A 24,640-nucleotide genomic window follows, 5' to 3' on the forward strand; every position below is an offset into this window, starting at 1 on the left:
CGGCGCATGACGACTTCTCCGCCGCCGCACGGGCAGCTCGGGCATGACCGGTTCTGCGACGAAATCGTGGCGCAGACACGCCTGTTGACCGGTCAACTGGCCGAGGCCGACCTCACCGCGACCGTGCCCACCTGCCCGGAGTGGAGCGTCCGGGAACTCGCCCAGCACGTCGGGCGGGCCCACCGCTGGGCCGAGGCGATGGTGCGCACCCGGGCCACCGCGGCGCTGCCCGAGGACCAGGTGCCCGGCCGCGCACCCGCGGACGACGCTCCCGCCACCCTGCGCGACTGGCTCGACGAGGGGGCCGGACGCCTCGCGCGGACGCTGCGCGAGGCGGGGCCCGACGCCGCCTGCTGGAGCTGGGCCTGGCAGCAGGACGCCGGGTTCTGGGCCCGCCGGATGACCCACGAGACGGCGATCCACCGGGCCGACGCGGCGCTCGCCGCCGGGGCCGGCTACGACGTGGCGCCGGAGATCGCCGCCGACGCCGTCGACGAGTGGCTGCGGATCGTGCGGTTCGTCCAGGACATCGACGCGCGGGACTCGGCCCAGGAGCTGAAGGCGGGCGGGCGCACGCTCCATCTGCACGCCACCGACACGGCTCCGGAGGCGGCGGCCGAATGGCTGATCGAACTGCGGGACGAAGGCGTCGTGTGGCGTCGCGACCACGCCAGAGCCGACGTCGCCCTGCGCGGCCCGCTGACGGCCGTGCTGCTCGCCTTCTACCGGCGCGCGCCGCTCGACAGCGGAGACGTCGAGGTGCTCGGCGACCGGTCGCTGCTGGAGTTCTGGCTGGAGCGGGCCTCGTTCGGCTGACCGGAGCGGGCAGGAGCGGGCGGAACGCGAAAAGGGGCCGTACGAGGCGCGCCCGGCCCGCCTGCCCGGCCGGTGACGCCCGTACGACCCCTTCAGAGTGTTAGCGCTGGGCCGCACCGCGCTTGCGCAGGGCGAACACCACGCCGCCACCCGCCACGACCAGGGCCGCGGCGATGCCGGCGAAGAGGCCGGTGTTGCTGTTCGCACCGGTCTCGGCGAGGTCCGAACCACCGGCCGGGGAAGCCGAGTTGGCCGGGGCCGGGGCCGCCGGGGAGGTGGACTCCGCGACCGACGGGGACGGCGTGGCCGTCTCCGCCGGGGTCGAGGCGCTCGGCGTCGCATCGCTCGGCGCCGGGGAGGACGGCTCCGGGGTGGCCGGCGGCGTGGTCGGCTTCTCGGTGGCGCAGGCCGTCGACGGGGTGGTGACGCCACCCTTGATGTCGTCGTCCACGTTGTACTGCTTGGTCTTCACGTGGATGCGGTAGTGCGTGTTCGGCGCCCAGTTCTCGGCGAACGTGATGGTGGTGCCCTCGCGGGAACCCGCCACGGTCTTGGTGCCGACGAGCTTCTCGGCGCTGCCTTCCCCGGTGAACAGGGTGACGGTGGCGAGCGTTCCGGAGGAGTCGACGTCCTTCACGGTGATGACGCCCTGGTCACCGTCGCAGATCGCCTCGGCGCTGAACTCGCTGATGTTGCACGCGGAAGCGGAGCCGGCGACGCCCAGGGTGAGCGCGGTGGCGGCGGCCGCCACACCGGCGAAGCGCGCGGTACGTGCGGATATACGGGGGGTTACGGACACAGTTGTCCTTCACGGGGTAAGTGCAGAAAAGAGACGGATGCCGTGAGGGAACGCGTGGCTCTCGCCTCAGCGTCCTCACGGACACCTCACGTCTACAAGCGCCTATAACGCAACGTCAATATGCTGACGGCACTTGGTATCGAGACTTGACCCGCACTTGACCCTACCGACGTTTGAAAGCCGCTTTACCGGACACCGCGTTCAGACCATCCGGGCCAGCGCCTCGCCCGCCTCGTCCACCGAGTCGACGAGCGCGATGCGCGACTCCATCGCCCGTCCGCGCGCGAGCGCCCGCAACAGCGGCCAGGCGGGCAGCTGTTGCGTCCAGTGGTCACGGTCGACGAGGACCATCGGGGTCGGCTCGCCGCGCGACTCGTAGTAGTTCGGAGTGGCGTTGTCGAAGATCTCCTGCACGGTCCCGGCCGCGCCCGGCAGGAAGATGACGCCCGCGTTCGACCGGGCCAACAGGCCGTCCTCCCGCGTGGCGTTGGCGAAGTACTTGGCGAGATGCGCGGCGAACGCGTTGGGCGGCTCGTGCCCGTAGAACCAGGTGGGGATGCCGACCGAGGCACCGCCGCCCGGCCAGCGGCCGCGCACCTCGAAGGCGGCGGCCGCCCAGTCGGTGACCGAGGGGGTGAACGACGGTGTCTTGCCCAGGATTTGCAGCGCCTGGTCCAGGATGCTGTCGGCGAACGGTGCCGCGTACCCGCCGAGGTTCGCGGCCTCCATGGCGCCGGGGCCGCCGCCCGTCGCGACGGTGAGACCGGCCCGGGTGAGCGTCCGGCCGAGCCGGGCCGCCCCGGCGTACTCCTCGGTGCCGCGCATCATCGCGTGGCCGCCCATGACGCCCACCACCCGCTCCCCGACGAGGAGTTCGTCGAGGGCGTCCGAGACCGAGTCGTCGTGCACGGCCCGCAGCATGGACGCGAACACATCGCCGTCGTCCTTGGTCCGCTGGAACCAGGCGTACGCGCGGGCGTCCGGTGTCGCGTCGTACCCCTGCGGGTCGGACAGCCCGTCGAAGAGCTCGTCGGGGGTGTACAGGTGGCCCCGGTACGGGTCGAACGGCAACCCCGGGACCGGCGGGAAGACGAGCGCCCCGGCGGCCCTGACCCGCGCGGCCGCCGCCGGCTCCATCGGGCAGCCGAGGAAGACGGCGCCCGCCACCTCGGCGGCGAGCAGCCGGTCCGTACGCTCCGTCAGATCGACGGCCTGCACCCGGTGATGGGCGAGCGTGCCGCCTCGGGCGAGGGTCGTGTCGAACTCGGCGAGCGTCTCGATCTCGCGGTCGGAAGTGGTCCTGGGACGGGCGGGCACGGGGGACTCTGCTGAGGTCGGCTGCATCCGCCCATGCTAAGAGCCCGCCCCCGCGCCCCGATGCCCGGGCGGCCCGCGGCCGCTCAGCCCTCGATGGCCGAGGGGTCCATCCACGCCACCTCGATGGTGTGGCCGTCCAGGTCGTCGAAGGCGCGGCCGTACATGAAGCCGTGGTCCTGCTTCTCACCGTGCTCGGTGCCGCCGGCCGCGAGCGCCTGCTCGACCAGCTCGTCGACCTTCTCCCGGCTCTCGGCGCTCAGACACAGCAGCACCTCGCTGCTGCGCGTCGAGTCGACGATCGTCTTGTGAGTGAAGCCCGCGTACTTCTCCTTGGTCATCAGCATGAACACGATGGTGTCGCTGAGCTGCACGGCGGAGGCGGTCTCGTCCGTGAACTGCTGGTTGATGGTGTACCCGAGCTCCGAGTAGAACTTCTTGGCGGCGTCCAGGTCGTTCACGGCCAGGTTCACGAAGATCATCTGCTGGTACATGGGAGGCCCGTCGCCTTCTGTGTGGGTCGGTGTCGTGTGTACGCAGGGATAGACGGGCCGGGGTGGCAAAAGTCATCGGGACAGCAGCGGAACGGCCGAAAGTTGTGCGACGGCCCACGTTAGCGGCGCGAAAACGGCCAGCAACGTGACCGCGCGCACCGCGGCGGCGGCGCGCAGCTTCGCCGCGGGGGCGCCGAGCCGCAGCAGCGCGGTGTAGGTGTGCCGGCGCGCCTGGCGCGCCTCCACGGCCGCGGTCAGCAGCGTGGCGAGGGTGCAGCCGGCGACGAGCGTCGCACCGAGCGCCGTCAGCGGGCCGAGACCGGGGGAGGCGTGCCCGGCGTGCCCGTACAGGGCGTTGGCCGCGTAGGCGCCCGAGGCCACCGCGCAGACGACACCGAGCGGGCGGCCGATGCGCCCCGCCTCCTCCTGCAGGACGCGCCCGGCGAGCAGCCGCACGGCGCCCGGCCGGAGGGCCTGCAGGGCCCGCCCGCACAGATGAGCGAGACCGGGCCCGACCAGCGCGAGGCCGAGCGCGGTCAGCGCCCAGCCGGCCAGCACCCCGCCCGGGCTGCCGCCGAGACCGCCCGGCATCGGGGGCCCGTCCTCGGCGCGCGCGTGCGAGGTGTACGTCTCCACGGCGAGCCCGGCGGCGAGCAGGGCCACGCCCCAGGGCAGCCCGGCCGGCGCGGCGACGGGCGCGGCGAACGGCTCCTCCGGCTCGTCCGGGTCCGCGGCGCCGGCGGGGGCGGGCCGCGCCGACGCGGTCCGGCGGGGGCGCAGCACGAAGGCGCAGGCGGCGGAGGCGGCCAGCGGTACGAAGGTCAGCAGCGTGAGCGTGGCGGCGAGCGGCAGCGGCCGGTCGGCGGCGAGGAGCCGGCGCGCCGCGCCGCCGAACGGGAGGCTTGTGAGGTCACCGCGCAGATGCAGGAAGCAGAGCAGCGCCAGCATCGAGCCGAGCCCGCAGGCCAGCGCGGTGGAGACGGCGGCGAGCAGCGTGAGGCGGGCCGGGCCGAGGCCGACCGCGCTGAGGCCGGAGCGGAGCTGGGTGCCCGGGTCCGAGCGGGCCACGGCGACGGCGAGGTACACGGTGGCGGCGAGCGGAACCAGGCACCAGGACAGGCGTAGCACGGCGGCCGTGGGGGCGCCGGGGTGGCCGAGCGCGTACCCCAGCGTGCACAGCAGCAGGAAGCCGGTGCCCGCCGACGCGGCGGCCACCAGCAGCCTGCGGAGCTGGACCAGGGGGTGTCCGCCGCGGACTAGACGGAGAGCGAGCACGCGGTACGGCCTTCCGGGTCGGTGGCCGCGGCCGGCAGGTGCACGGTGGTGACGCGGCGTCCGTCGAGCAGCGGCACCGTCCGGTCGGCGAGCGCGCCGACCTCGGGGTCGTGGGTGGCCAGGACGACGGTGACGGCGTGCGAGCGGGCCGCCGCCGTCAGCGTCCGCAGGACGTGCGCCCGGTCGGTGCGGTGCAGGGTCGCGGTGGGCTCGTCGGCGAAGACCACGTCCGGGTCGTGCACCAGGGCGCGGGCGATGGCGACGCGCTGCCGCTCCGCCATCCGCAGGGCGCCGGGCCGCTTGCGGGCGAGGTGGCCCACGTCGAGCCGGTCGAGCCACTCCTGGGCGGCGCTCTTCGCGGGGCGCCGGCCGGTGCCGCGGAGCATCAGCGGCAGGGCCGTGTTCTCCCACACGTTCAGTTCGGGCACGAGGACGGGCTCGGGGTCGATCCAGCCGAACCGGTCGCGGCGCAGCCGCTCACGCGCGGGCGCGCCCATGGTGTGCACCGGGGTGCTGTTGAACCACACCTCGCCCTGGCGCGGCAGGAGCTGGCCGGACAGGCACCGCAGCAGCGTCGTCTTGCCCGCGCCGCGCGGACCGGTGACCGCGAGGATCTCCCCGTCGCGGATCTCCAGCGAGACGCCCGTGAGCGCGGGGGAGCCGTTGTGGGAGAAGTGCAGGGCGCGTGCCCACAGCACGTCGTTGTCCGGCGGGGCCACCATGGCGTACACCTCGGTTCAGATCAGTTGTGCCGGGGAAGTTCCCGTCCCCCGTACGGGGGAACGAAGGCAGGGCCGATCGGTCACAGGGCACGCTAGGTTTTCCGGGCCACGCGTCCGCAAAAGACGCGGCCCGGCCGCGCCCATCTCACTCGGATGGGCGCGGCCGGGCCGTGGCCGGCGGGGTGATCAGATCTTCTCCCAGGCCTCCGTGAGGACCTGGCGGACGATGGACTCGATCTCGTCGAACGTCGACTGGTCCGCGATCAGCGGCGGGGAGAGCTGGATGACCGGGTCGCCACGGTCGTCGGCGCGGCAGTACAGGCCGTACTCGAAGAGCTTCTTGGAGACGAAGCCGTAGAGCACGCGCTCCGACTCCTCGTCCGTGAAGGTCTCCTTGGTGGCCTTGTCCTTGACGAGCTCGATGCCGTAGAAGAAGCCGTTGCCGCGGATGTCGCCGACGATCGGCAGGTCGTGCAGCTTCTCCAGCGTCTGGAGGAAGTTGGCCTCGTTGTCGAGCACGTGCTGGTTGAGGCCCTCGCGCTCGAACACGTCGAGGTTGGCGAGGCCCACCGCCGCGGAGACCGGGTGGCCGCCGAAGGTGTAGCCGTGCAGGAAGGTGTTGTCGCCCTTGTAGAACGGCTCGGCGATCCGGTCCGAGACGATCGCGGCGCCGATCGGGGAGTAGCCCGAGGTCATGCCCTTGGCGCAGGTGATGATGTCGGGGATGTAGCCGAACTTGTCGCAGGCGAACATCGTGCCGAGGCGGCCGAAGGCGCAGATGACCTCGTCCGAGACGAGCAGCACGCCGTACTTGTCGCAGATCTCGCGCACGCGCTGGAAGTAGCCGGGCGGGGGCGGGAAGCAGCCGCCCGCGTTCTGGACCGGCTCCAGGAAGACGGCCGCGACCGTCTCCGGGCCCTCGAAGAGGATCTCCTGCTCGATCTGGTCGGCGGCCCAGCGGCCGAACGCCACGGGGTCGTCGCCGTGGATCGGCGCGCGGTAGATGTTCGTGTTCGGCACCTTGTGCGCGCCCGGGACGAGCGGCTCGAAGGGGGCCTTGAGCGCGGGCAGACCGGTGATCGACAGGGCGCCCTGCGGGGTGCCGTGGTAGGCGACCGCGCGGGAGATGACCTTGTACTTCGTGTGGTTGCCGGTGAGCTTGTGGTACTGCTTCGCCAGCTTCCACGCGGTCTCGACGGCCTCGCCGCCGCCGGTGGTGAAGAAGACCTTGTTGAGGTCGCCCGGCGCGTAGTGCGCCAGGCGCTCGGCCAGCTCCACGGCCTTGGGGTGGGCGTACGACCAGATGGGGAAGAAGGCCAGCTCGGCGGCTTGCTTGGCGGCGACCTCGGCCAGCTCGCGGCGGCCGTGGCCGGCCTGGACCACGAAGAGGCCCGCGAGCCCGTCGAGGTACTTCTTGCCCTTGTCGTCGTAGATGTAGGTGCCCTCGCCACGCACGATGGTGGGAACGGGCGCGTTCTCGTACGACGACATGCGCGTGAAGTGCATCCACAGGTGGTCGTACGCGGTTCGGCTGAGGTCCTGGCTCACGGCTATCGGGTTCCCCACATGTAGGTCTGCTTCTTGAGCTTGAGGTAGACGAAGCTCTCGGTGGAGCGCACTCCGGGAAGGGCCCGGATGCGTCGGTTGATGACCTCCAGAAGGTGGTCGTCGTCCTCGCAGACGACCTCCACCATCAGGTCGAACGAGCCCGCGGTCATCACGACGTACTCGCACTCCGGCATGGCCGTCAGCGCGTCCGCCACCGGGTCGAGGTCGCCCTCGACATGTATGCCGACCATCGCCTGGCGCCGGAATCCCACGGTGAGCGGGTCCGTGACGGCGACGATCTGCATCACGCCCTGGTCGAGCAGCTTCTGGACGCGCTGGCGCACGGCCGCCTCGGAGAGGCCCACGGCCTTGCCGATGGCGGCGTACGGACGCCTGCCGTCCTCCTGGAGCTGCTCGATGATGGCGAGGGAGACGGCGTCCAGCGGCGGACTCCCGCCGCTTCTCGAACGGGGTCCCTTGGGGTCTGCGCTGCGACTGGCCACGACTTCACTCTGCACGAGGACTCGTCGGTTTCGCAAGCCCGGATCGATGTAATCCGTTGTCTGCGGCCTCAATAGTCGCGGATTTCGTTGATCGGGAGCGGTGGGGGGTGTTGAAAGCGTCGGCCCACGCCTTAGGGTGGTGTCTCAAGCAGTGGACATCCCGACAAGGAGGCCGGTCAGTGACCACCAGTGAACTGCGTCAGCTGCGGAAACTACGGAACTACATCGCTGGCGAGTTCCGGGACGCCGCCGACGGACGGACCACCGAGGTGGTCAACCCCGTCACGGGCGACGCGTACGCGACCGCACCGCTGTCCGGACAGGCCGACATCGACGCCGCCATGGCCGCCGCCGCGGCCGCGTTCCCGGCCTGGCGCGACCAGACCCCCGCCGAGCGGCAGAAGGTCCTCCTCAAGATCGCGGACGCGTTCGAGGAGCGGGCCGAGGAGCTGATCGCGGCCGAGGTGGAGAACACGGGCAAGCCCATCGGGCTGACCCGCTCCGAAGAGATCCCGCCGATGGTCGACCAGATCCGCTTCTTCGCGGGCGCGGCCCGGATGCTCGAGGGCCGCGCCGCCGGGGAGTACATGGAGGGCCTCACCTCCATCGTGCGCCGCGAGCCGATCGGCGTCTGCGCGCAGGTCGCGCCGTGGAACTACCCGATGATGATGGGCGTGTGGAAGTTCGCCCCGGCGCTCGCCGCGGGCAACACCGTCGTCCTCAAGCCGTCCGACACCACCCCCGCCTCGACGGTCCTGATGGCCGAGATCATCGGCTCCATCGTCCCCAAGGGCGTCTTCAACGTGGTGTGCGGCGACCGCGACACCGGCCGCATGATGGTCGAGCACGAGACCCCGGCGATGGCCTCCATCACCGGCTCCGTGCGCGCCGGCATGCAGGTCGCCGAGTCCGCCGCCAAGGACCTCAAGCGCGTCCACCTGGAGCTCGGCGGCAAGGCGCCGGTCGTCGTCTTCGAGGACACCGATATCGCCAAGGCCGTCGAGGACATCTCGGTGGCGGGCTTCTTCAACGCCGGCCAGGACTGCACGGCCGCCACGCGCGTGCTGGTCCAGGAGTCGATCCACGACGAGTTCGTGACCGCGCTCGCCAAGGCCGCCGCCGACACCAAGACGGGGCAGCCGGACGACGAGGACGTGCTCTACGGCCCGCTGAACAACCCCAACCAGCTCAAGCAGGTCTCCGGGTTCATCGAGCGGCTGCCCGCGCACGCCAAGGTCGAGGCCGGCGGCCACCGCGTCGGCGAGGTGGGCTTCTTCTACGCCCCGACCGTCGTCTCCGGCCTCAAGCAGGACGACGAGATCATCCAGAACGAGGTCTTCGGCCCCGTCATCACCGTCCAGTCCTTCACCGACGAGGCGCAGGCCACCGAGTGGGCCAACGGCGTGGACTACGCGCTGGCCTCCTCGGTGTGGACCAAGGACCACGCGCGCGCGATGCGCATGTCCAAGGTGCTCGACTTCGGCTGTGTGTGGATCAACACCCACATCCCGCTGGTCGCCGAGATGCCGCACGGCGGCTTCAAGAAGTCCGGCTACGGCAAGGACCTGTCCGGCTACGGCTTCGACGACTACACGCGCATCAAGCACGTGATGACGTCGCTGGACGCGTGAGCCTCACCTACGAGGAAGTGGGCGCGACCCTGGCGGAGGGAGAACTCCCGCCGGGGTACGCGCACCTGGACCGCCGCGTCCGGCTCGGCTCGGGGCCGCAGTGCTTCGAGCGGGCGGGCGCGGCGGTGCTCGCGTGGGGCGCCCAGCGCGGGGCCGGACTGCGCGTCGCGCCCGGCGGCGACGCGCGCGAGGGCGCGGACGTCGTCCTGCGCCTGCTGTGGCTGCGCATCCCCTGCCGGGTGGTGGGGGTCGTCCGCTCCGCCTCCCGCATCGGGTTCGCCTACGGGACGCTGCCGGGGCACCCGGAGCGCGGCGAGGAGGCGTTCCTCGTGACGCGGGAGGCGGACGGCTCCGTGTGGTTCCGCATCCGGGCGTTCTCGCGGCCCGGACGCTGGTACACCCGGCTCGCCGGACCGGTCGCCCGGGGCTTCCAGCTGTGGGCCACCCGGCGCTACCTGCGGGCCGTGGCCGCCACCTGCCGGGACCGTCCGGCGCCCTGAATCCCCGGCGCCCGGCCCCGGATCGACAGGGTGTCGGCTGCGGACCCGCCCGCTCGACGCAGCGTCCATTGCCCGGGCCCCGGCGGCGACGGCATCCTGCCTGCGTGCGAGCCACTCACCTCACCTCCCCGGTCACCCGTCGTTCCCTGCTGCGCGCCCTGGGCGGTGGTGCCGGGGCGCTGGCCGTCGGCGCGCTGGCCACCGGATGCGGGGTGCCCGCGGCGTACGTCGAACCCGGCGACCGGGCCGGCCGGGACCTCTCCGCCGCCGACGCGTCGCTCACCTGGGCGAACTGGCCGCTGTACATCGACGTCGACGACGACAACCCCTCCCGGCGCCCCACCCTGGAGGCGTTCGAGCAGCGGACCGGCATCCAGGTCACGTACACCGAGGAGATCAACGACAACGACGAGTTCTTCGGCAAGATCAGCCCCTCGCTGATGAACCACCAGCGCACCGGGCGCGATCTCGTCGTCATCTCCGACTGGATGTGCTCGCGCTTCGTCCGCCTCGGCTGGGTCCAGGAGATGGACCGCTCCCGCCAGCCGAACGTCACCCGGTACCTGGACCCGCTGCTGCGCTCGCCCGCCTTCGACCCCGGCCGCAAGTACACCGTGCCCTGGCAGTCCGGCATCACCGGCATCGCCTACAACCGGCGCCGCCTCGGCCGGGAGATCCAGCACGTCTCCGACCTGTGGGCCGACGACCTCAAGGGGCGCGTCACCCTGCTCTCCGGTCTCGACGAGTCCTTCGCGCTCCTCATGCAGGGCAACGGCGTCGACATCACCCGGTGGCGCGCCGACGACTTCCACCGCGTCTGCGACCAGGTGGAGAAGCTCGTCCGCACCAAGCACATCCGCCGCTTCACCGGCAACGACTACATCAAGGACCTCTCCAGCGGGGACGTGCTGGCCTGCCAGGCCTACAGCGGTGACGTCATCCAGTTGCAGGCCGACGACCCGGACATCGAGTTCGTCGTCCCGCGCGAGGGCGCCGAACTCTGGGCGGAGTCCCTGATGATCCCGAACCTCGCCGACCACAAGGCCAACGCCGAGCGCCTGATCGACTACTACTACGCACCCGAGGCCGCCGCGGAGCTGGCGGCGTGGGTCAACTACGTCTGCCCCGTGCCCGCCGCCAAGGACGTCCTCGCCTCGTCCAAGGACAAGGAGACGGCCGCGCTCGCCGAGGACCCGCTGATCTTCCCCGACGACACCATGCGCTCCCGGCTGGCGATCGCCCGCGACATCAGGCCCGCGGAGCGGACGGAGTTCGCGAAGCGGTGGAACGCGATCGCGGGGCTGTAGGGGCGCTCAACCGCGGTCCCCGCGCAGCTCGTTCAGGACGTCGACGCGGTTCGTCGTGATCGAGTCCACGCCGGCCGCGAGCAGCCGGCGCATCGAGCGCCGGGTGTCCGGCGTCCAGGCGGAGACCAGGCAGCCGTCGCGGTGGACGCGGTCCGTCAGCTCCCGGCTCACCAGCGGGAAGCGGTAGTTGAGCCAGCGCGGGCGGACCGCGTCGAGCAGGGCCGGGCGCGGCGGGGCCAGGCTCGTCCAGGTCAGCGCGGTCTCGGCGGCCGGGTCCGCGGCCCGCACCAGGAGCATCGCCCGCGCCCCCGCGCAGTAGTAGGCGCGCTCCGCGGCGCCGCTGTCCCGGACGGCGCCGACGACCGCGCGGACCGTCCGGGCGTCCGCGCCCGGCAGGTCGACCATGACCCGGACCCCGTCGAGCGCGGCCAGCGCGTCGGCCAGCGTCGGCACGCCGCCCGCCGTCAGCCCGCGCACCTCCTGCGCGCTGAGCGCCGAGAGCGGGCGGTCGTGCCCCCACAGCCGCTTGAGCGTCGCGTCGTGCAGGAGCACCGGGACCCCGTCCCGGGTCAGGCGGACGTCGATCTCCACCGCGTCCGCGCCCCGCTCCCGCGCGGAACGCAGGGACGGCAGGGTGTTCTCACGGACGCGGTACGGGTCGCCCCGGTGGGCCACGGCGGTCAGGGTGCGCATGGCCCCCATTGTGGGGCGGGCGGCCGGCTCACGCGCCGGCGAGCCAGCGCTCCGTGTACGTGTCGATCTCCGCGGCGATCCGGGCCTTGCCCGGGGCGTCGAGGAAGGAGGCGCGCACCGCGTTCTTCGCCAGCTCGGCGAGGCCCCGCTCGTCGAGCGAGAGGAGGCGGGCCGCGACCGCGTACTCGTTGTTGAGGTCGGTGGAGAACATCGGCGGGTCGTCGGAGTTGATGGTGACGCTCACCCCCGCCTCCACGAACTGCCGCAGCGGGTGCTCGTCGAGGGTGGTGACGGCGCGCGTGGCGATGTTCGAGGTCGGGCAGACCTCCAGCGGGATCCCGCGCTCGGCGAGGTGCGCGAGGAGCTTCGGGTCCTGGGCGCTGGACGTGCCGTGGCCGATGCGCTCGGCGCCCAGGTACGTCAGCGCGTCCCACACCGTCTCGGGTCCGGTCGTCTCGCCCGCGTGCGGGACGGAGTGCAGGCCCGCCGCGAGCGCGCGGTCGAAGTACGGCTTGAACTGCGGCCGGGGCACGCCGATCTCGGGCCCGCCGAGGCCGAACGAGACCAGTCCCTCGGGGCGCAGCGCGTCGTCCGTCGCGAGCCGCGCCGTCTCCTCGGCCGACTCCAGACCCGCCTCGCCGGGGATGTCGAAGCACCAGCGCAGCACCGTGCCGAACTCGGACTCGGCGGCCTTGCGGGCGTCCTCGATCGCGTCCATGAAGCCGCGGGCGTCTATGCCGCGCCGGGTGGAGGAGAACGGGGTGAGGGTCAGCTCGGCGTAGCGCACGTTCTGCCGGGCCATGTCGCGGGCCACCTCGTACGTGAGGAGCCGGACGTCCTCCGGGGTGCGGATCAGGTCGACCACGGACAGGTACACGGTGATGAAGTGCGCGAAGTCCCGGAAGGTGAAGAAGTCCGCGAGGGCCTCGGGGTCCGCGGGCACCGAGGAGTCGGGGTGCCGGGCGGCCAGCTCCGCGACGATCCGGGGAGAGGCGGAGCCCACATGGTGCACGTGGAGTTCGGCTTTCGGCAGTCCGGCGATGAAGGTCTGCAGGCTCTGGCTCACGGATTCCTCCCCAGGAACTCGGGTGATCGGCTGATCGGGGTACCCGGGCATCGTATGCGGGGCGGACCGGCCGCCGGGAAGGCCGGGCGGCGGGACCCGTAGCATGTCGGGACCGACGAACCGAGGGGGCGCTTCATATGGCAGGCGGCACCACACCACAGGGGAACGACCCCTGGGCCGCGCCGCAGGACGCGGCGGCCCAGCAGCCGCAGGGGCCCGAGGCCCGCGGCCTGCACGAGAGCCAGACGGTGACGGCGATGCCGGCCACCAAGGCGCCCCAGGTGCCGCCCCCGTCCCCGGCCCCGGCGCCGCCCCAGGCCCCGTACGCCCAGCCGCCGCAGGGCCCCTATGCCCAGCAGCCGCCCCAGCCGCAGTCGCCGTACGCGCCGCCGTACGGTCAGCACGGCGGCGGCCCGGTGCCGCCCCCACCGGTCTCGCCCGCGGGGCCCGGCCTTCCCGCCTACGGCAGCTACCAGGCCGCTCCGCCGTACGGCCACCCCGGGCAGCCCGCGCCGTACGGCGTGGCGCCCCAGTACGGCTGGCAGGGCGGAATGCCGCCGCAGCCGAGCAACGGCATCGGGGTCACCGGCATGGTGACCGGCATCGTCTCGGCCGTGCTCTGCATGATGTGGCCACTCGCCATCATCCTGGGCATCCTCGGCATCGTCTTCGGCGTCATCGGCCGGGGCAAGGCCAAGCGCGGCGAGGCCGCCAACCCGGGGCAGGCCCTGACCGGCATCATCTGCGGCTCGTTCGGTCTGGTCGTGGGGCTCGGGTTCCTCGGCCTGCTGATCGGGCTCAACGCCTGACCCCGCGCTGAGCGACGCCGGGAAGGACCGGCCGGGCCCGCCGCGTCAGCGCAGGCGGGCCCGCGCCGCCATGAGCGCGAACCCCAGCAGGTTCGGCCCTCTCCACCGCGCGGGGGAGTGCGCCGCCGCGTCGTCCGCGGCCAGGCCGATGCCCCAGACCCGGTCCACCGGGCTCGCCTCCACCAGCACCCGCTCGCCCGTGCCGAGCAGGAACCGCCGCAGCTCCGGGTCGGCGGCGAACTTGTGGACGCTGCCCTCGACGACGATCCCCAGCCGCTCGCGCCGCCACACCGCCTCGTCGAAGCCCTTCACGAGCCGTCCCGCGTTCTTCGCCTGCGCGGGGTGGTCCGCCGCCAGCACCTCGCGCTCGGCCCGCGGGTCGGCGAAGAGCCGGGCCTTCGCCGCCATCATCCAGTGCTCCGCCGTCGCGTACTCGACACCCGCCACGGTGAACGGCGACGGCCACCACTGACTCAGGCAACTCGCTCCCAGCACACCGTCCTTGCGCGGCGCGTGCCCCCAGAAGTGCAGGTACTTCACCCGCGCCCCCGCAGCGAGGGCCGCCACCAGCGCTTCCCTGCTGTCGATCTCCATGCACGCGAGTGTGGCACGCACCACGGACACTCCGTCCTGGGTTTATCAGGGTGACTCGACACCTGGTCGACAGATTCCGTCGCGTAACCAAAAGGCAACAACGGAATCACTTGTTGACGTATCGGCCCTCTGTCAGGATCGGCACTCAAATCGAGCTGGAGCCACGTCGACACCCCGGGACGGGGTCGCCCGGCGCAGGAGAGCGAGAGCGAGCACGCATGCACCACCCGACCGCGGACCACCCCCTCCAGGCCACGACCGTCGCCGAGGCGGCGCGCGAGCGCTTCGCCGACGGGACCAACTTCGTCGGCGGACGTCCGGCCCGGGGCACCTCGGGCCGCACCCACGCCGTCGTCGACCCCGCCACCGGCGAGGACGTGCACCGTTACGAGCTGGCCGGCCCGGACGACGTGGACGCCGCCGTCGCCGCCGCCCGCGCCGCCTTCCCCGAGTGGTCGGGCGCGACGCCGGGCGAACGCTCCGACGCGCTGCACCGGTTCGCCGGGGTGCTGGCCGAGCGCGCCGAGGAGTTCGCGCGCCTGGAGTCGCTCCAGTGCGGCAAGCCGATCAAGCTGAGCCGCGAGTTCGACGTCCCGGGGACGGTGGACAACACCGCCTTCTTCGCGGGCGCCGCCCGGCACCTGCAAGGGCAGTCGGCGGGGGAGTACAGCGGGGACCACACCTCGTACGTCCGCCGGGAGCCGATCGGGGTCGTCGGGTCCATCGCGCCCTGGAACTACCCGCTGCAGATGGCCGCGTGGAAGGTGCTGCCGGCCATCGCCGCCGGGAACACCATCGTCCTCAAGCCCGCCGAGCTGACCCCGTTCACCTCGCTGCTGTTCGCACGGGTCGCGACCGAGGCGGGCATCCCGGACGGCGTCGTCAACGTCGTCACGGGCGCGGGCCGGGACGCCGGCGAGCACCTCGTCGGTCACCCCGACGTCGCCATGACCTCCTTCACCGGCTCCACCGGCGTCGGCAAGCGCGTCGCCGAGATCGCCACCGCCACCGTGAAACGGCTCCACCTGGAGCTGGGCGGCAAGGCGCCGTTCGTCGTGTTCGACGACGCCGACCTGGAGGCCGCGGTGCACGGCGCCGTCGCGGGCGCCCTCATCAACACCGGGCAGGACTGCACCGCGGCCACGCGCGCGTACGTGCAGCGCCCGCTCTACGACGCCTTCGTCTCCGGGGTCGCGGAGCTGATGGAGACGGTCCGCCTCGGGGACCCGTTCGCCGACGGCACCGACCTCGGGCCGCTCATCTCGCACGCCCAGCGCGACCGCGTCGCCGCCTTCGTCGACCGGGCGCGCGGCTACGCGCGCGTGGTCACCGGCGGCGAGGCGCCCGGCGGCGAGCTCGCCCGCGGCGCCTACTACCGGCCCACCCTCATCGCCGACGCCGCGCAGGACAGCGAGGCCGTGCAGAGCGAGATCTTCGGGCCGGTCCTGGTCGTGCTGCCCTTCGACAGCGACGACGAGGGCATCCGGCTCGCCAACGACACCCCCTACGGGCTCGCCGCCTCCGCCTGGACCCGGGACGTGTTCCGCGCGAACCGCGCCACCCGCGCCATCAAGGCCGGCTGCGTGTGGATCAACGACCACATCCCGATCCTCAGCGAGATGCCGCACGGCGGATACAAGGCGTCCGGCTTCGGCAAGGACATGTCCGCCTACTCCTTCGAGGAGTACACGCAGGTCAAGCACGTCATGTTCGACAACACCGCGATCGCCAGAAAGGACTGGCACCGCACGGTCTTCGGGGACCGGCGCCCGTAACCCACCTCCCGTCCGGGCCCCCAGCGGGCTCGCGGGGGCCTCCCGAAAGGGCACCACGCGCATGGAGCAGTACGAGTCCGACCGCCTGTCCCCAGCCCAAGTGGCCGCTGTCCGGCGGAGCATGAACCTCAGCAGGGCCAGGTCGGCCCTCTCCCGCCGGTCCCTGATCCGGGGTTCGGCGCTCGGCGCGCTCGCCGCCGGCGGGCTCGGGACGCTGAGCGCCTGCGGCATCCCGGCCGCGAGCAAGTCCGGGGGCGGCATCTCGTCCGAGGACCACTCGGCCAAGGAGAAGGAACTCACCTTCTCCAACTGGACCGAGTACATCGACATGAGCGACGACGAGAAGCACCGGCCGAGCCTGGAGGTGTTCACGAAGCGCACCGGGATCAAGGTCAAGTACACCGAGGACATCAACGACAACGTCGAGTTCTTCGGCAAGATCAAGCCGCAGCTCGCGGCGGGCCAGGACACCGGCCGTGACCTCCTCGTCCTCACCGACTGGCTCGCCGCCCGCCTCATCCGCTACGGCTGGGTGCAGAAGCTCGACCCGGCCAACCTGCCGCACGCGTACACCAACCTGGCCGGCCAGTTCCGCAACCCCGACTGGGACCCCGGCCGCGCCTACTCCTACCCCTGGCAGGGCATCGCGACGGTCATCGCGTACAACACGAAGGCCACCGGCGGCCGGGAGATCACCTCGGTCTCGCAGCTCCTCGACGACCCGAAGCTCAAGGGCCGGGTCGGCCTGCTCTCCGAGATGCGCGACACCATGGGCATGGCCCTGCTCGACCTCGGCAAGGACCCGCGCGACTTCACCGCGGACGACTTCGACGCGGCGATCGCCCGGGTGCAGAAGGCCGTCGACAAGAGCCAGGTCCGCCGCTTCACCGGCAACGACTACATAGCCGACCTCAGCAAGGGCGACCTGGCGGCCTGTCTCGCCTGGGCCGGGGACGTGGTGCAGCTCCAGGCGGACAACCCGCACGTGAAGTTCGCGATCCCGGACGCCGGCTACATCTCGTCGACCGACAACATGCTGGTGCCGAACCGGGCCCGGCACAAGACGAACGCCGAGAAGCTCATGGACTACTACTACGAGCCGGCCGTCGGCGCCGAAGTGGCCGCCTGGATCAACTACGTCACGCCGCTCGACAGCGCCGTCGTCACCCCGGAACTCGTCAAGATCGACAAGGACGTGGCGCACGACCCGCTGATCGTCCCCGACAAGGCGATGTCGGCCAAGGCGCACAGCTTCCGCTCGCTCACCGCGAAGGAAGAGACGGCCTTCGAGGAGAAGTTCGCCCAGCTGTCCGGCGGCTGAGCCGGCCCCGCCCGTAACTGCCCCCGCCCCCAGACTCCTTGGACACACCATGACGACCGACCACGGCGGCGACGTCCGTCTCACCGGGATCAGCAAGACGTACGACAACGGGTTCACCGCCGTCCGGCCACTGGACCTCACCGTCCCGCAAGGCTCCTTCTTCGCGCTGCTCGGCGCCTCCGGCTGCGGCAAGACGACCACCCTGCGCATGATCGCGGGCCTGGAGGAGCCGACCACAGGAACGGTTCACCTCGGCGACCAGGACGTCACCGCGCTGCCGCCCCACAAGCGGCCGGTGAACACCGTCTTCCAGTCCTACGCCCTCTTCCCGCACCTGGACATCTTCGAGAACGTCGCCTTCGGCCTGCGCCGGCGCGGCATCAAGTCGGTGAAGAAGCAGGTCGAGGAGATGCTCGACCTGGTCCAGCTCGGCGAGCACATCCGCAAGAAGCCGCAGCAGCTCTCCGGCGGCCAGCAGCAGCGCGTCGCCGTGGCCCGCGCCCTCATCAACCACCCCAAGGTGCTCCTGCTCGACGAGCCGCTCGGCGCCCTCGACCTCAAGCTGCGCCGCCAGATGCAGCTGGAGCTCAAGCGCATCCAGACGGAGGTCGGCATCACCTTCGTCCACGTCACGCACGACCAGGAGGAGGCCATGACCATGGCCGACACCGTCGCCGTGATGAACCGCGGCCGCGTCGAACAGCTCGGTGCCCCCACCGACCTGTACGAGAACCCGTCCTCCGCCTTCGTCGCCAACTTCCTCGGCACCTCGAACTTCATCGAGGCCGAGATCGCCGGACGCACCGGGGACGACCTGACCCTCACGACGGGCGACGGCACCCTGCTGCTGCCCGCCGCGCGCTGTTCCGGCGCCACCGCGCGGGGCGGCAAGGTCCTGGTCGGCATCCGGCCCGAGAAGATCTCGCTCACCCACGCCGACGACGCGGGCACGGTCCCGGCCGGGCGTAACCGCATCACCGGCCGCATCGCCGACTCCAGCTTCATCGGCGTCTCCACCCAGTACGTCGTCGACAGCCCGCTCTGCGCCGCCTTCGAGGTCTACGCCCAGAACATCGAGCGCGACGCCCGGCTCGTGCCCGGCGCCGAGGTCGTCCTGCACTGGAACCCGGCCCACACCTTCGGGCTCGACGCCGCGCAGGACGCCGGGGCGGGCGTGGAGAAGGTCGCGGAGGACGCGGCGGCATGAGCACCCTCACCGAAGCGCCCCCCGCGGCGCCCACCGACACCCCGCGCAGGCCCCGCCGGCGCGGCCGCCTCGTCCCGTACTGGCTGCTGCTGCCCGGCATCCTGTGGCTGGTCGTCTTCTTCGCCCTGCCGATGGTCTACCAGGCCTCCACCTCCGTCCAGCAAGGGTCGCTCGAGGACGGCTTCAAGGTCACCTGGCACTTCGCCACCTACTGGGACGCGCTCGCCGACTACTACCCGCAGTTCCTGCGCTCGGTGCTGTACGCGGGCTGCGCCACGCTGCTGTGCCTGCTGCTCGGCTACCCGCTGGCCTACCTCATCGCGTTCCGCGCGGGCCGCTGGCGCAACGTCGTGCTGGTCCTGGTCATCGCGCCGTTCTTCACCAGCTTCCTGATCCGCACACTCGCCTGGAAGACGATCCTCGCCGACGGCGGCCCGGTCGTCGGCGCGCTCAACACCCTGCACCTGCTCGACGTCACGACCTGGCTCGGGATGACCGAGGGCGACCGGGTCCTGGCCACCCCGCTCGCGGTGGTGTGCGGACTGACCTACAACTTCCTGCCGTTCATGATCCTGCCGCTCTACACGTCGCTCGAACGCATCGACGGCCGGCTGCACGAAGCCGCGGGCGATCTCTACGCCTCGCCCGCGACCACCTTCCGCAAGGTGACCTTCCCGCTGTCGATGCCCGGTGTCGTCTCCGGCACCCTGCTCACCTTCATCCCGGCGGCCGGCGACTACGTCAACGCGGACCTGCTCGGCTCCACCGACACCCGCATGGTCGGCAACGTCATCCAGACGCAGTTCCTGCGCATCCTCGACTACCCGACCGCCGCCGCGCTCTCCTTCATCCTCATGGCGGCCATTCTCCTCATGGTCACCTTCTACATTCGCCGGGCCGGAACGGAGGATCTCGTCTGATGCGCTGGCTGCGGAAGAATCTCGTGGTGATAGCGGGGCTGATCACGCTCGCCTATCTGCTCCTGCCGAACGTCGTCGTCACGGTCTTCTCCTTCAACAAACCCAAAGGCCGCTTCAATTACGAATGGCAGCAGTTCTCGCTGGACGCCTGGAAGAACCCGTGCGGCGTCGCCGACATGTGCGGCTCGCTCTCGCTGAGCCTGCGGCTCGCGGTGTGGGCGACGCTCGGCGCGACCGTCCTCGGCACGATGATCGCCTTCGCGCTCGTGCGCTACCGGTTCCGGGCGCGCGGCGCGGTCAACTCGCTGATCTTCCTGCCCATGGCCATGCCGGAGGTCGTGATGGCGGCCTCGCTGCTCACGCTCTTCCTCAACATGGGCGCTCAGCTGGGGTTCTGGACGATCCTCATCGCCCACATCATGTTCTGCCTCAGCTTCGTCGTGACAGCGGTGAAGGCGCGCGTGATGTCGATGGACCCACGCCTGGAGCAGGCCGCGCAGGACCTGTACGCGGGCCCCGTGCAGACCTTCCTGCGCGTCACGCTGCCGATCGCGGCGCCGGGCATCGCCGCCGGCGCGCTGCTCGCGTTCGCGCTCTCCTTCGACGACTTCATCATCACCAATTTCAACGCGGGCTCCACCGTCACCTTCCCCATGTTCGTCTGGGGTTCGGCACAGCGGGGCACCCCGGTGCAGATCAATGTCATCGGCACGGCGATGTTCCTGGTCGCCGTGGTCTGCGTGCTGGCCGGAATGATGGTCGGCAAGCGGAAGAACAAGACAGCCCACTGAGTATGTCCGAGGGAGTTGGAATCATGGCCGCTGGAGCCATGAATCGCGAGAACCGTACGGATCGATGGACCGCGTCGCTGGCCGACGCCAAACCCGTCCCGTACTGGCTGGACGACCCCGCCAAGCCGCAGGCGCTGCCTGCCCTGACCGGCGACGAGCGCTGCGACCTGCTCGTCGTCGGCGGCGGGTACAGCGGCCTGTGGACGGCGCTGCTCGCCAAGGAGCGCGACCCCGGCCGGGACGTGGTCCTCGTCGAGGCCGAGGAGATCGGCTGGGCCGCCTCCGGACGCAACGGCGGTTTCTGTGCCGCCTCCCTCACCCACGGCACGGCCAACGGGCTCGCCCGCTGGCCCGCCGAGATCAAGAAGCTGGAGGAGCTGGGCGCCGCCAACCTCGACGCCATCGAGGCCGCGGTCGCCCGCTACGCCATCGACTGCGACTTCGAACGCACCGGCGAGCTGGACGTGGCGACCCAGCCGCACCAGGTGACCGAGTTGCGCGAGTTCTACGCGGAGCTGAGCGAGGCGGGCCTCGCCGACGGCCTCGAACTGCTCGACGCCGACCAGGTGCGCGAGCAGGTCGCGTCCCCGACCTTCCTCGGCGCCCTGTACGACCGCGACGGCGTCGCGATGCTCCACCCGGCCAAGCTCGCCTGGGGCCTGAAGCGGGCCTGCCTCGGCCTCGGCGTACGGATCTACGAGCACACCCCGGCGACGCGGCTCGTCTCCCGCCCGGCCGGCGTGGCCGTCCGCACTCCCTACGGCCGGATCTTCGCCCAGCACGCCGCGCTCGGCACGAACGTCTTCCCGTCGCTGGTCAAGCGGGTGCGTTCGTACACGGTCCCGGTCTACGACTACGCGCTGATGACCGAGCCGCTCACCGCCGCCCAGCTGGAGTCCGTCGGCTGGAAGAACCGCCAGGGGCTCGGCGACTCGGCCAACCAGTTCCACTACTTCCGGCTCTCCGCGGACCACCGGATCCTGTGGGGCGGCTACGACGCCGTCTACCCCTACGGCGGCCGCGTGCGGGCGGAGCACGATCACCGGCCCGAGACGTACGCGCGGCTCGCGGAGCACTTCTTCACCTGCTTCCCGCAGCTGGAGGGGGTGCGCTTCACGCACGCGTGGGGCGGCGCGATCGACACCTGCTCGCGCTTCTCGGCGTTCTTCGGCACCGCCCACGGCGGCCGGGTCGCCTACGCCGCCGGGTACACGGGCCTGGGCGTCGGCGCGTCCCGCTTCGGCGCGGACGTCATGCTCGACCTGCTCTCCGGTGAGCGCACGGACCGGACGGAGCTGGAGATGGTCCGTACGAAGCCGCTGCCGTTCCCGCCGGAGCCGTTCGCGTACACCGGCATCGCCCTCACCAAATGGTCGCTGGCCCGCGCCGACGCCAACGGCGGCCGGCGCAACCTGTGGCTGCGGGCGATGGACGGTCTGGGCCTCGGCTTCGACAGCTGAGGCAGGCCTGCGCGGCCCGGATCTCCAAGAAGCCGCCCGAACCCGCGTAACGCCCGGGCCTCGATCCCCTCTCCCTCGTGACACATCCGCGTCGCAGTGCACAGGGAGGTCCCGTCATGACGGGCTCGGAGGTTGGGTCGGCGGTCGAGTGGCTGGTATCGGTGGCGCCGGACCCGGCGGCGTGCCGCCGCGAGTGGAAGCACGATCCGCTCGCGGTGGCGCTGCTGCCCGCGGGCCGCAAGTGGGACGTCCTGATCCTGCCGGGGGAGCTGGGCTACCCCACGCTCGACATCCTGCACCGCGTCGTCGGCCGCCCGGGGCCGGTCCTCGCCGACTTCGGTGACGCCCGCATCGGCTACTTCGTGCCGCCCGGCACGGTCTCGCGCTGGCTCGGCACGGGCGTGCGCGGCGCGGGGCTCGGCACCTGGATCGTGGTGCCCTACCCCGGGCGCTCGGCCGGCGGTGTGCGCTGGCTGGTGGCGCCGGACGGCTCCGGCACCCTCACCGACCCCGGGCTGCTGGAGCTCGCGATGCACGAGGCGGCCGCCCAACTGGCGCGCGGTGCGGGGGAGTAGAGGTGGTGAAACTCTTGACAACCTTATTGGTCTGGACCAAATTGGGCGCGCTCCACCGTGCCCTGTCCCCCGCCCCGCCCGGAGGCACCCATGGACCGTCCCCGACCCAGGACCCGACCCCGGACCCGTACCTGGCGCCGCGTGCTCACCGCGCTCACGGCCGCCGCGCTCGCCGCGACCGGCCTCACCGCCCTCTCCGCCCCCACGGCCGGCGCGGCCGACGCCGACCTGGCGAAGAACGGCGGCTTCGAGTCGTCCCTGACCGGCTGGAGCTGCTCGGCGAACACCGGCACGACGGTCACCTCACCCGTGCACGGCGGCACCGCGTCCCTGCGGGCCACCCCGTCCGCGTCCGACAACGCCCAGTGCTCCCAGACCGTCACCGTGAAACCGGACTCGGCCTACACCCTCTCCGGCTACGTCCGCGGCTCCTACGTCTACCTCGGCGCGAGCGGCACCGGCACCACCGACGTGTCGACCTGGACCGCGTCGGCCCCCGACTGGCAGCGGCTGACCACGACCTTCCGCACCGGTCCCGGCACGACCAAGGTCACCATCTACACCCACGGCTGGTACGGCACGCCCGCCTACAACGCCGACGACCTCACCCTGCTCGGCCCCGGCACCGAGGCCCCCGTCCCGCCGACGGCCCCCACCGGGCTGACGGCCGGCGCGACCACCGCCACCAGCGTCGCCCTCTCCTGGACCGCGGTCCCCGGCGCCACGAGCTACGCGCTCTACGCCAACGGCGCCAGGGCCCGCACCGTGACCGGCACCTCCACCACGCTCACCGGCCTCACGCCCGCCACGGCGTACAGCTACCAGGTCGCGGCGCTCAACGAGGCGGGCGAGTCCCCGAAGTCCGCCGCGGTCACCGTGACGACCGCCCAGAGCCCGGGCGACGGGGGCGGCTCCTCCTCCGGCCTCCCGGCGCACGCGCTCGTCGGCTACCTCCACGCGAGCTTCGCCAACGGCGCCGGCTACACCCGCCTCGCCGACGTCCCCGACAGCTGGGACGTCATCGACCTCGCCTTCGGCGAACCCACCTCGACGACCTCGGGCGACATCCGCTTCACCCGCTGCCCGGTCACCGAGTGCCCCACGGTCGAGTCGGACGCCGCCTTCAAGGCCGCCATCAAGGCCAAGCAGGCGGCGGGCAAGAAGGTGCTGATCTCCATCGGTGGCCAGAACGGCCAGGTCCAGCTCACCACCACGGCCGCCCGCGACCTGTTCGTCTCGTCCGTCTCGAAGATCATCGACGAGTACGGTCTCGACGGCCTGGACGTCGACTTCGAGGGCCACTCGCTCTCCCTGAACGCCGACGACACGGACTTCAGGAACCCGAAGACCCCGGTGATCGTCAACCTCATCTCGGCGCTGAAGACCCTGAAGGCCAAGTACGGCGAGAAGTTCGTCCTGACCATGGCCCCGGAGACCTTCTTCGTCCAGAACGGCTACCAGTTCTACGGCACCGGCAAATGGGGCGGCCAGGACCCGCGCTGCGGCGCCTACCTGCCGGTCATCCACGCCCTGCGCGACGACCTCACGCTGCTGCACGTCCAGGACTACAACTCCGGCCCCATCATGGGCCTCGACAACCAGTACCACTCCATGGGCGGCGCCGACTTCCACATCGCCATGACCGACATGCTCCTGACGGGCTTCCCGGTCGCCGGGAACGCGAACAACGTCTTTCCGCCGCTCCGCCCCGACCAGGTGGCCATCGGCATGCCCGCCACGACCAACGCGGGCAACGGCTACGTCTCCCCGGCCGAGACGACCAAGGCGCTCAACTGCCTCACCAAGAAGACCGACTGCGGCTCCTACGCCACCCACGGCACCTGGCCCGCCCTGCGCGGCCTGATGACGTGGTCGGTCAACTGGGACCGCTTCGGCGGCGGGGAGTTCCAGAAGAACTTCGACGCGTACTTCGGCTGATCGCACACCCGGCGGCGGCCAGCAGCAGGGCCGCCAGGCACCAGCTGCCGACCACGTCCACCGGCCAGTGATACCCCTGCCGGACAAGCCCGAGGCCTACGGCCGCGTTCACCACGACGCAGCCGTAGGCCCACGCGCGGGTACGGCACACCGCGCCCAGCAGCAGGACGCAGAGCCCGTACGCGACCGCCGCCGTCAGCGTGTGACCGGACGGGTAGAAGCCGCTCGCCGGTGCCATCGGCGGCGGACCGGGGCGGGCGAGCCCGGTCTTGAGCGGGACGACCAGGGCCGGGACCAGCGCCATGGTGACGAGCGCCGTGACGGCGGGGAGCCACTGCCGGGTGCGCCAGGTGACGTAGGCGAGGGTGAGTGCGAGGACCGGCAGCGCCACGGTCATGTTGCCGAGGTCGGCGAAGAACTCGGCCGGGCCCGCCGGGACCGCGCTCGTACGGATCGCGGCACCGAGGCGCTCGTCGGCGCGGAGGAGCGGGCCGTCCACCGCCACCTGCCAGGTGAGCCCGGCGAACAGGAGGAGGGCGAGGCCCGCGAGGAGCGCGGAGAAAATGGTCGGCCGGCCCGGAA

24 protein-coding genes are annotated in these 24,640 nt (G+C 71.8%); 13 read left to right on the forward strand and 11 right to left on the reverse strand.

The window, feature by feature from the left end; genetic code table 11:
- The first annotated feature begins 6 nt into the window (after positions 1-6).
- Entirely contained in the window at positions 7-816 is an 810-nt protein-coding gene (locus ABZY33_RS21600; RefSeq protein ID WP_356493236.1) for a maleylpyruvate isomerase N-terminal domain-containing protein, read from the forward strand.
- A 100-nt stretch (positions 817-916) separates the two neighbouring features.
- On the opposite strand, the gene ABZY33_RS21605 is transcribed toward ABZY33_RS21600, so the two are convergent.
- From ABZY33_RS21605 to ABZY33_RS21635, 7 genes are all read right to left on the reverse strand, one after another.
- Positions 917-1,615, reverse strand: coding sequence for an LAETG motif-containing sortase-dependent surface protein (locus ABZY33_RS21605; RefSeq protein ID WP_356493237.1), 699 nt, complete (start codon positions 1,613-1,615; stop codon positions 917-919).
- A gap of 201 nt (positions 1,616-1,816) precedes the next feature.
- Positions 1,817-2,959 carry an LOG family protein gene (locus ABZY33_RS21610; RefSeq protein ID WP_356493238.1) on the reverse strand — a complete coding sequence of 381 codons (1,143 nt, stop codon included), beginning with the start codon at positions 2,957-2,959 and terminating at the stop codon, positions 1,817-1,819.
- Positions 2,960-3,015: 56 nt separating this feature from the next.
- The gene (locus tag ABZY33_RS21615; protein WP_356493239.1) at positions 3,016-3,423 is read right to left on the reverse strand and encodes a VOC family protein; all 408 of its coding nucleotides are present in this window, start codon (positions 3,421-3,423) and stop codon (positions 3,016-3,018) included.
- 72 nt (positions 3,424-3,495) lie between these two features.
- Entirely contained in the window at positions 3,496-4,698 is a 1,203-nt protein-coding gene (locus tag ABZY33_RS21620) for a hypothetical protein (protein WP_356493240.1), read from the reverse strand.
- Positions 4,680-5,420 carry an ATP-binding cassette domain-containing protein gene (locus ABZY33_RS21625; RefSeq protein WP_356493241.1) on the reverse strand — a complete coding sequence of 247 codons (741 nt, stop codon included), beginning with the start codon at positions 5,418-5,420 and terminating at the stop codon, positions 4,680-4,682. The genes ABZY33_RS21620 and ABZY33_RS21625 overlap by 19 nt, the downstream gene beginning before the upstream one ends.
- Positions 5,421-5,606: 186 nt before the next feature.
- Positions 5,607-6,986: an aspartate aminotransferase family protein gene (locus tag ABZY33_RS21630; protein WP_356493242.1), complete on the reverse strand. Its 1,380-nt coding sequence runs from the start codon at positions 6,984-6,986 to the stop codon at positions 5,607-5,609.
- Positions 6,971-7,486 carry an Lrp/AsnC family transcriptional regulator gene (locus tag ABZY33_RS21635; RefSeq protein ID WP_356493243.1) on the reverse strand — a complete coding sequence of 172 codons (516 nt, stop codon included), beginning with the start codon at positions 7,484-7,486 and terminating at the stop codon, positions 6,971-6,973. Before ABZY33_RS21635 ends, ABZY33_RS21630 begins: the two co-directional genes overlap by 16 nt.
- A 164-nt stretch (positions 7,487-7,650) precedes the next feature.
- Here ABZY33_RS21635 and ABZY33_RS21640 point away from each other — a divergent pair, with 164 nt between their 5' ends.
- From ABZY33_RS21640 to ABZY33_RS21650, 3 genes are all read left to right on the forward strand, one after another.
- Complete coding sequence (locus tag ABZY33_RS21640; protein WP_356493244.1) at positions 7,651-9,102, forward strand: gamma-aminobutyraldehyde dehydrogenase; 1,452 nt, start codon at positions 7,651-7,653, stop codon at positions 9,100-9,102.
- Positions 9,099-9,602: a DUF1990 domain-containing protein gene (locus ABZY33_RS21645; RefSeq protein WP_356493245.1), complete on the forward strand. Its 504-nt coding sequence runs from the start codon at positions 9,099-9,101 to the stop codon at positions 9,600-9,602. The genes ABZY33_RS21640 and ABZY33_RS21645 overlap by 4 nt, the downstream gene beginning before the upstream one ends.
- 104 nt (positions 9,603-9,706) lie before the next feature.
- Positions 9,707-10,909, forward strand: a complete 1,203-nt coding sequence (locus tag ABZY33_RS21650; RefSeq protein ID WP_356493246.1) for a spermidine/putrescine ABC transporter substrate-binding protein — start codon at positions 9,707-9,709, stop codon at positions 10,907-10,909.
- A gap of 6 nt (positions 10,910-10,915) precedes the next feature.
- On the opposite strand, the gene ABZY33_RS21655 is transcribed toward ABZY33_RS21650, so the two are convergent.
- Positions 10,916-11,602, reverse strand: coding sequence for a glycerophosphodiester phosphodiesterase (locus tag ABZY33_RS21655; RefSeq protein WP_356493247.1), 687 nt, complete (start codon positions 11,600-11,602; stop codon positions 10,916-10,918).
- A 28-nt stretch (positions 11,603-11,630) separates the two neighbouring features.
- Positions 11,631-12,719 carry an adenosine deaminase gene (locus tag ABZY33_RS21660; RefSeq protein WP_356493248.1) on the reverse strand — a complete coding sequence of 363 codons (1,089 nt, stop codon included), beginning with the start codon at positions 12,717-12,719 and terminating at the stop codon, positions 11,631-11,633.
- 86 nt (positions 12,720-12,805) lie between these two features.
- Between ABZY33_RS21660 and ABZY33_RS21665 the strand changes: the two genes are divergently transcribed.
- Complete coding sequence (locus ABZY33_RS21665; protein ID WP_356493249.1) at positions 12,806-13,477, forward strand: DUF4190 domain-containing protein; 672 nt, start codon at positions 12,806-12,808, stop codon at positions 13,475-13,477.
- 45 nt (positions 13,478-13,522) lie between these two features.
- Here ABZY33_RS21665 and ABZY33_RS21670 read toward each other — a convergent pair whose 3' ends face one another.
- Entirely contained in the window at positions 13,523-14,071 is a 549-nt protein-coding gene (locus tag ABZY33_RS21670) for an NADAR family protein (protein ID WP_356493250.1), read from the reverse strand.
- 218 nt (positions 14,072-14,289) lie between these two features.
- Here ABZY33_RS21670 and ABZY33_RS21675 point away from each other — a divergent pair, with 218 nt between their 5' ends.
- From ABZY33_RS21675 to ABZY33_RS21710, 8 genes are all read left to right on the forward strand, one after another.
- A complete protein-coding gene (locus ABZY33_RS21675) occupies positions 14,290-15,846 on the forward strand; it encodes a gamma-aminobutyraldehyde dehydrogenase (RefSeq protein ID WP_356493251.1) in 1,557 nt (518 codons plus the stop codon).
- A 61-nt stretch (positions 15,847-15,907) separates the two neighbouring features.
- Complete coding sequence (locus ABZY33_RS21680; RefSeq protein WP_356493252.1) at positions 15,908-17,167, forward strand: spermidine/putrescine ABC transporter substrate-binding protein; 1,260 nt, start codon at positions 15,908-15,910, stop codon at positions 17,165-17,167.
- Positions 17,168-17,216: 49 nt separating this feature from the next.
- Positions 17,217-18,374, forward strand: coding sequence for an ABC transporter ATP-binding protein (locus ABZY33_RS21685; RefSeq protein ID WP_356493253.1), 1,158 nt, complete (start codon positions 17,217-17,219; stop codon positions 18,372-18,374).
- Complete coding sequence (locus tag ABZY33_RS21690; protein WP_356493254.1) at positions 18,371-19,294, forward strand: ABC transporter permease; 924 nt, start codon at positions 18,371-18,373, stop codon at positions 19,292-19,294. The genes ABZY33_RS21685 and ABZY33_RS21690 overlap by 4 nt, the downstream gene beginning before the upstream one ends.
- Positions 19,294-20,085 (forward strand): ABC transporter permease, encoded by a 792-nt coding sequence (locus tag ABZY33_RS21695; RefSeq protein WP_356493255.1) that lies wholly within the window; start codon positions 19,294-19,296, stop codon positions 20,083-20,085. Before ABZY33_RS21690 ends, ABZY33_RS21695 begins: the two co-directional genes overlap by 1 nt.
- Before the next feature lie 23 nt (positions 20,086-20,108).
- Entirely contained in the window at positions 20,109-21,545 is a 1,437-nt protein-coding gene (locus ABZY33_RS21700) for an FAD-dependent oxidoreductase (RefSeq protein WP_356493256.1), read from the forward strand.
- A 116-nt stretch (positions 21,546-21,661) separates the two neighbouring features.
- Complete coding sequence (locus ABZY33_RS21705) at positions 21,662-22,120, forward strand: hypothetical protein (RefSeq protein WP_356493257.1); 459 nt, start codon at positions 21,662-21,664, stop codon at positions 22,118-22,120.
- A 90-nt stretch (positions 22,121-22,210) separates the two neighbouring features.
- Positions 22,211-24,058, forward strand: coding sequence for a glycoside hydrolase family 18 protein (locus ABZY33_RS21710; protein WP_356493258.1), 1,848 nt, complete (start codon positions 22,211-22,213; stop codon positions 24,056-24,058).
- Here the strand turns inward: ABZY33_RS21710 and ABZY33_RS21715 are convergent.
- The gene (locus ABZY33_RS21715) at positions 23,997-24,557 is read right to left on the reverse strand and encodes a phosphatase PAP2 family protein (protein WP_356493259.1); all 561 of its coding nucleotides are present in this window, start codon (positions 24,555-24,557) and stop codon (positions 23,997-23,999) included. The genes ABZY33_RS21710 and ABZY33_RS21715 overlap by 62 nt on opposite strands.
- Between the last annotated feature and the right edge of the window lie 83 nt (positions 24,558-24,640).

Source organism: Streptomyces sp. NPDC006552 (genome assembly GCF_040611655.1).
Lineage (GTDB): Bacteria > Actinomycetota > Actinomycetes > Streptomycetales > Streptomycetaceae > Streptomyces.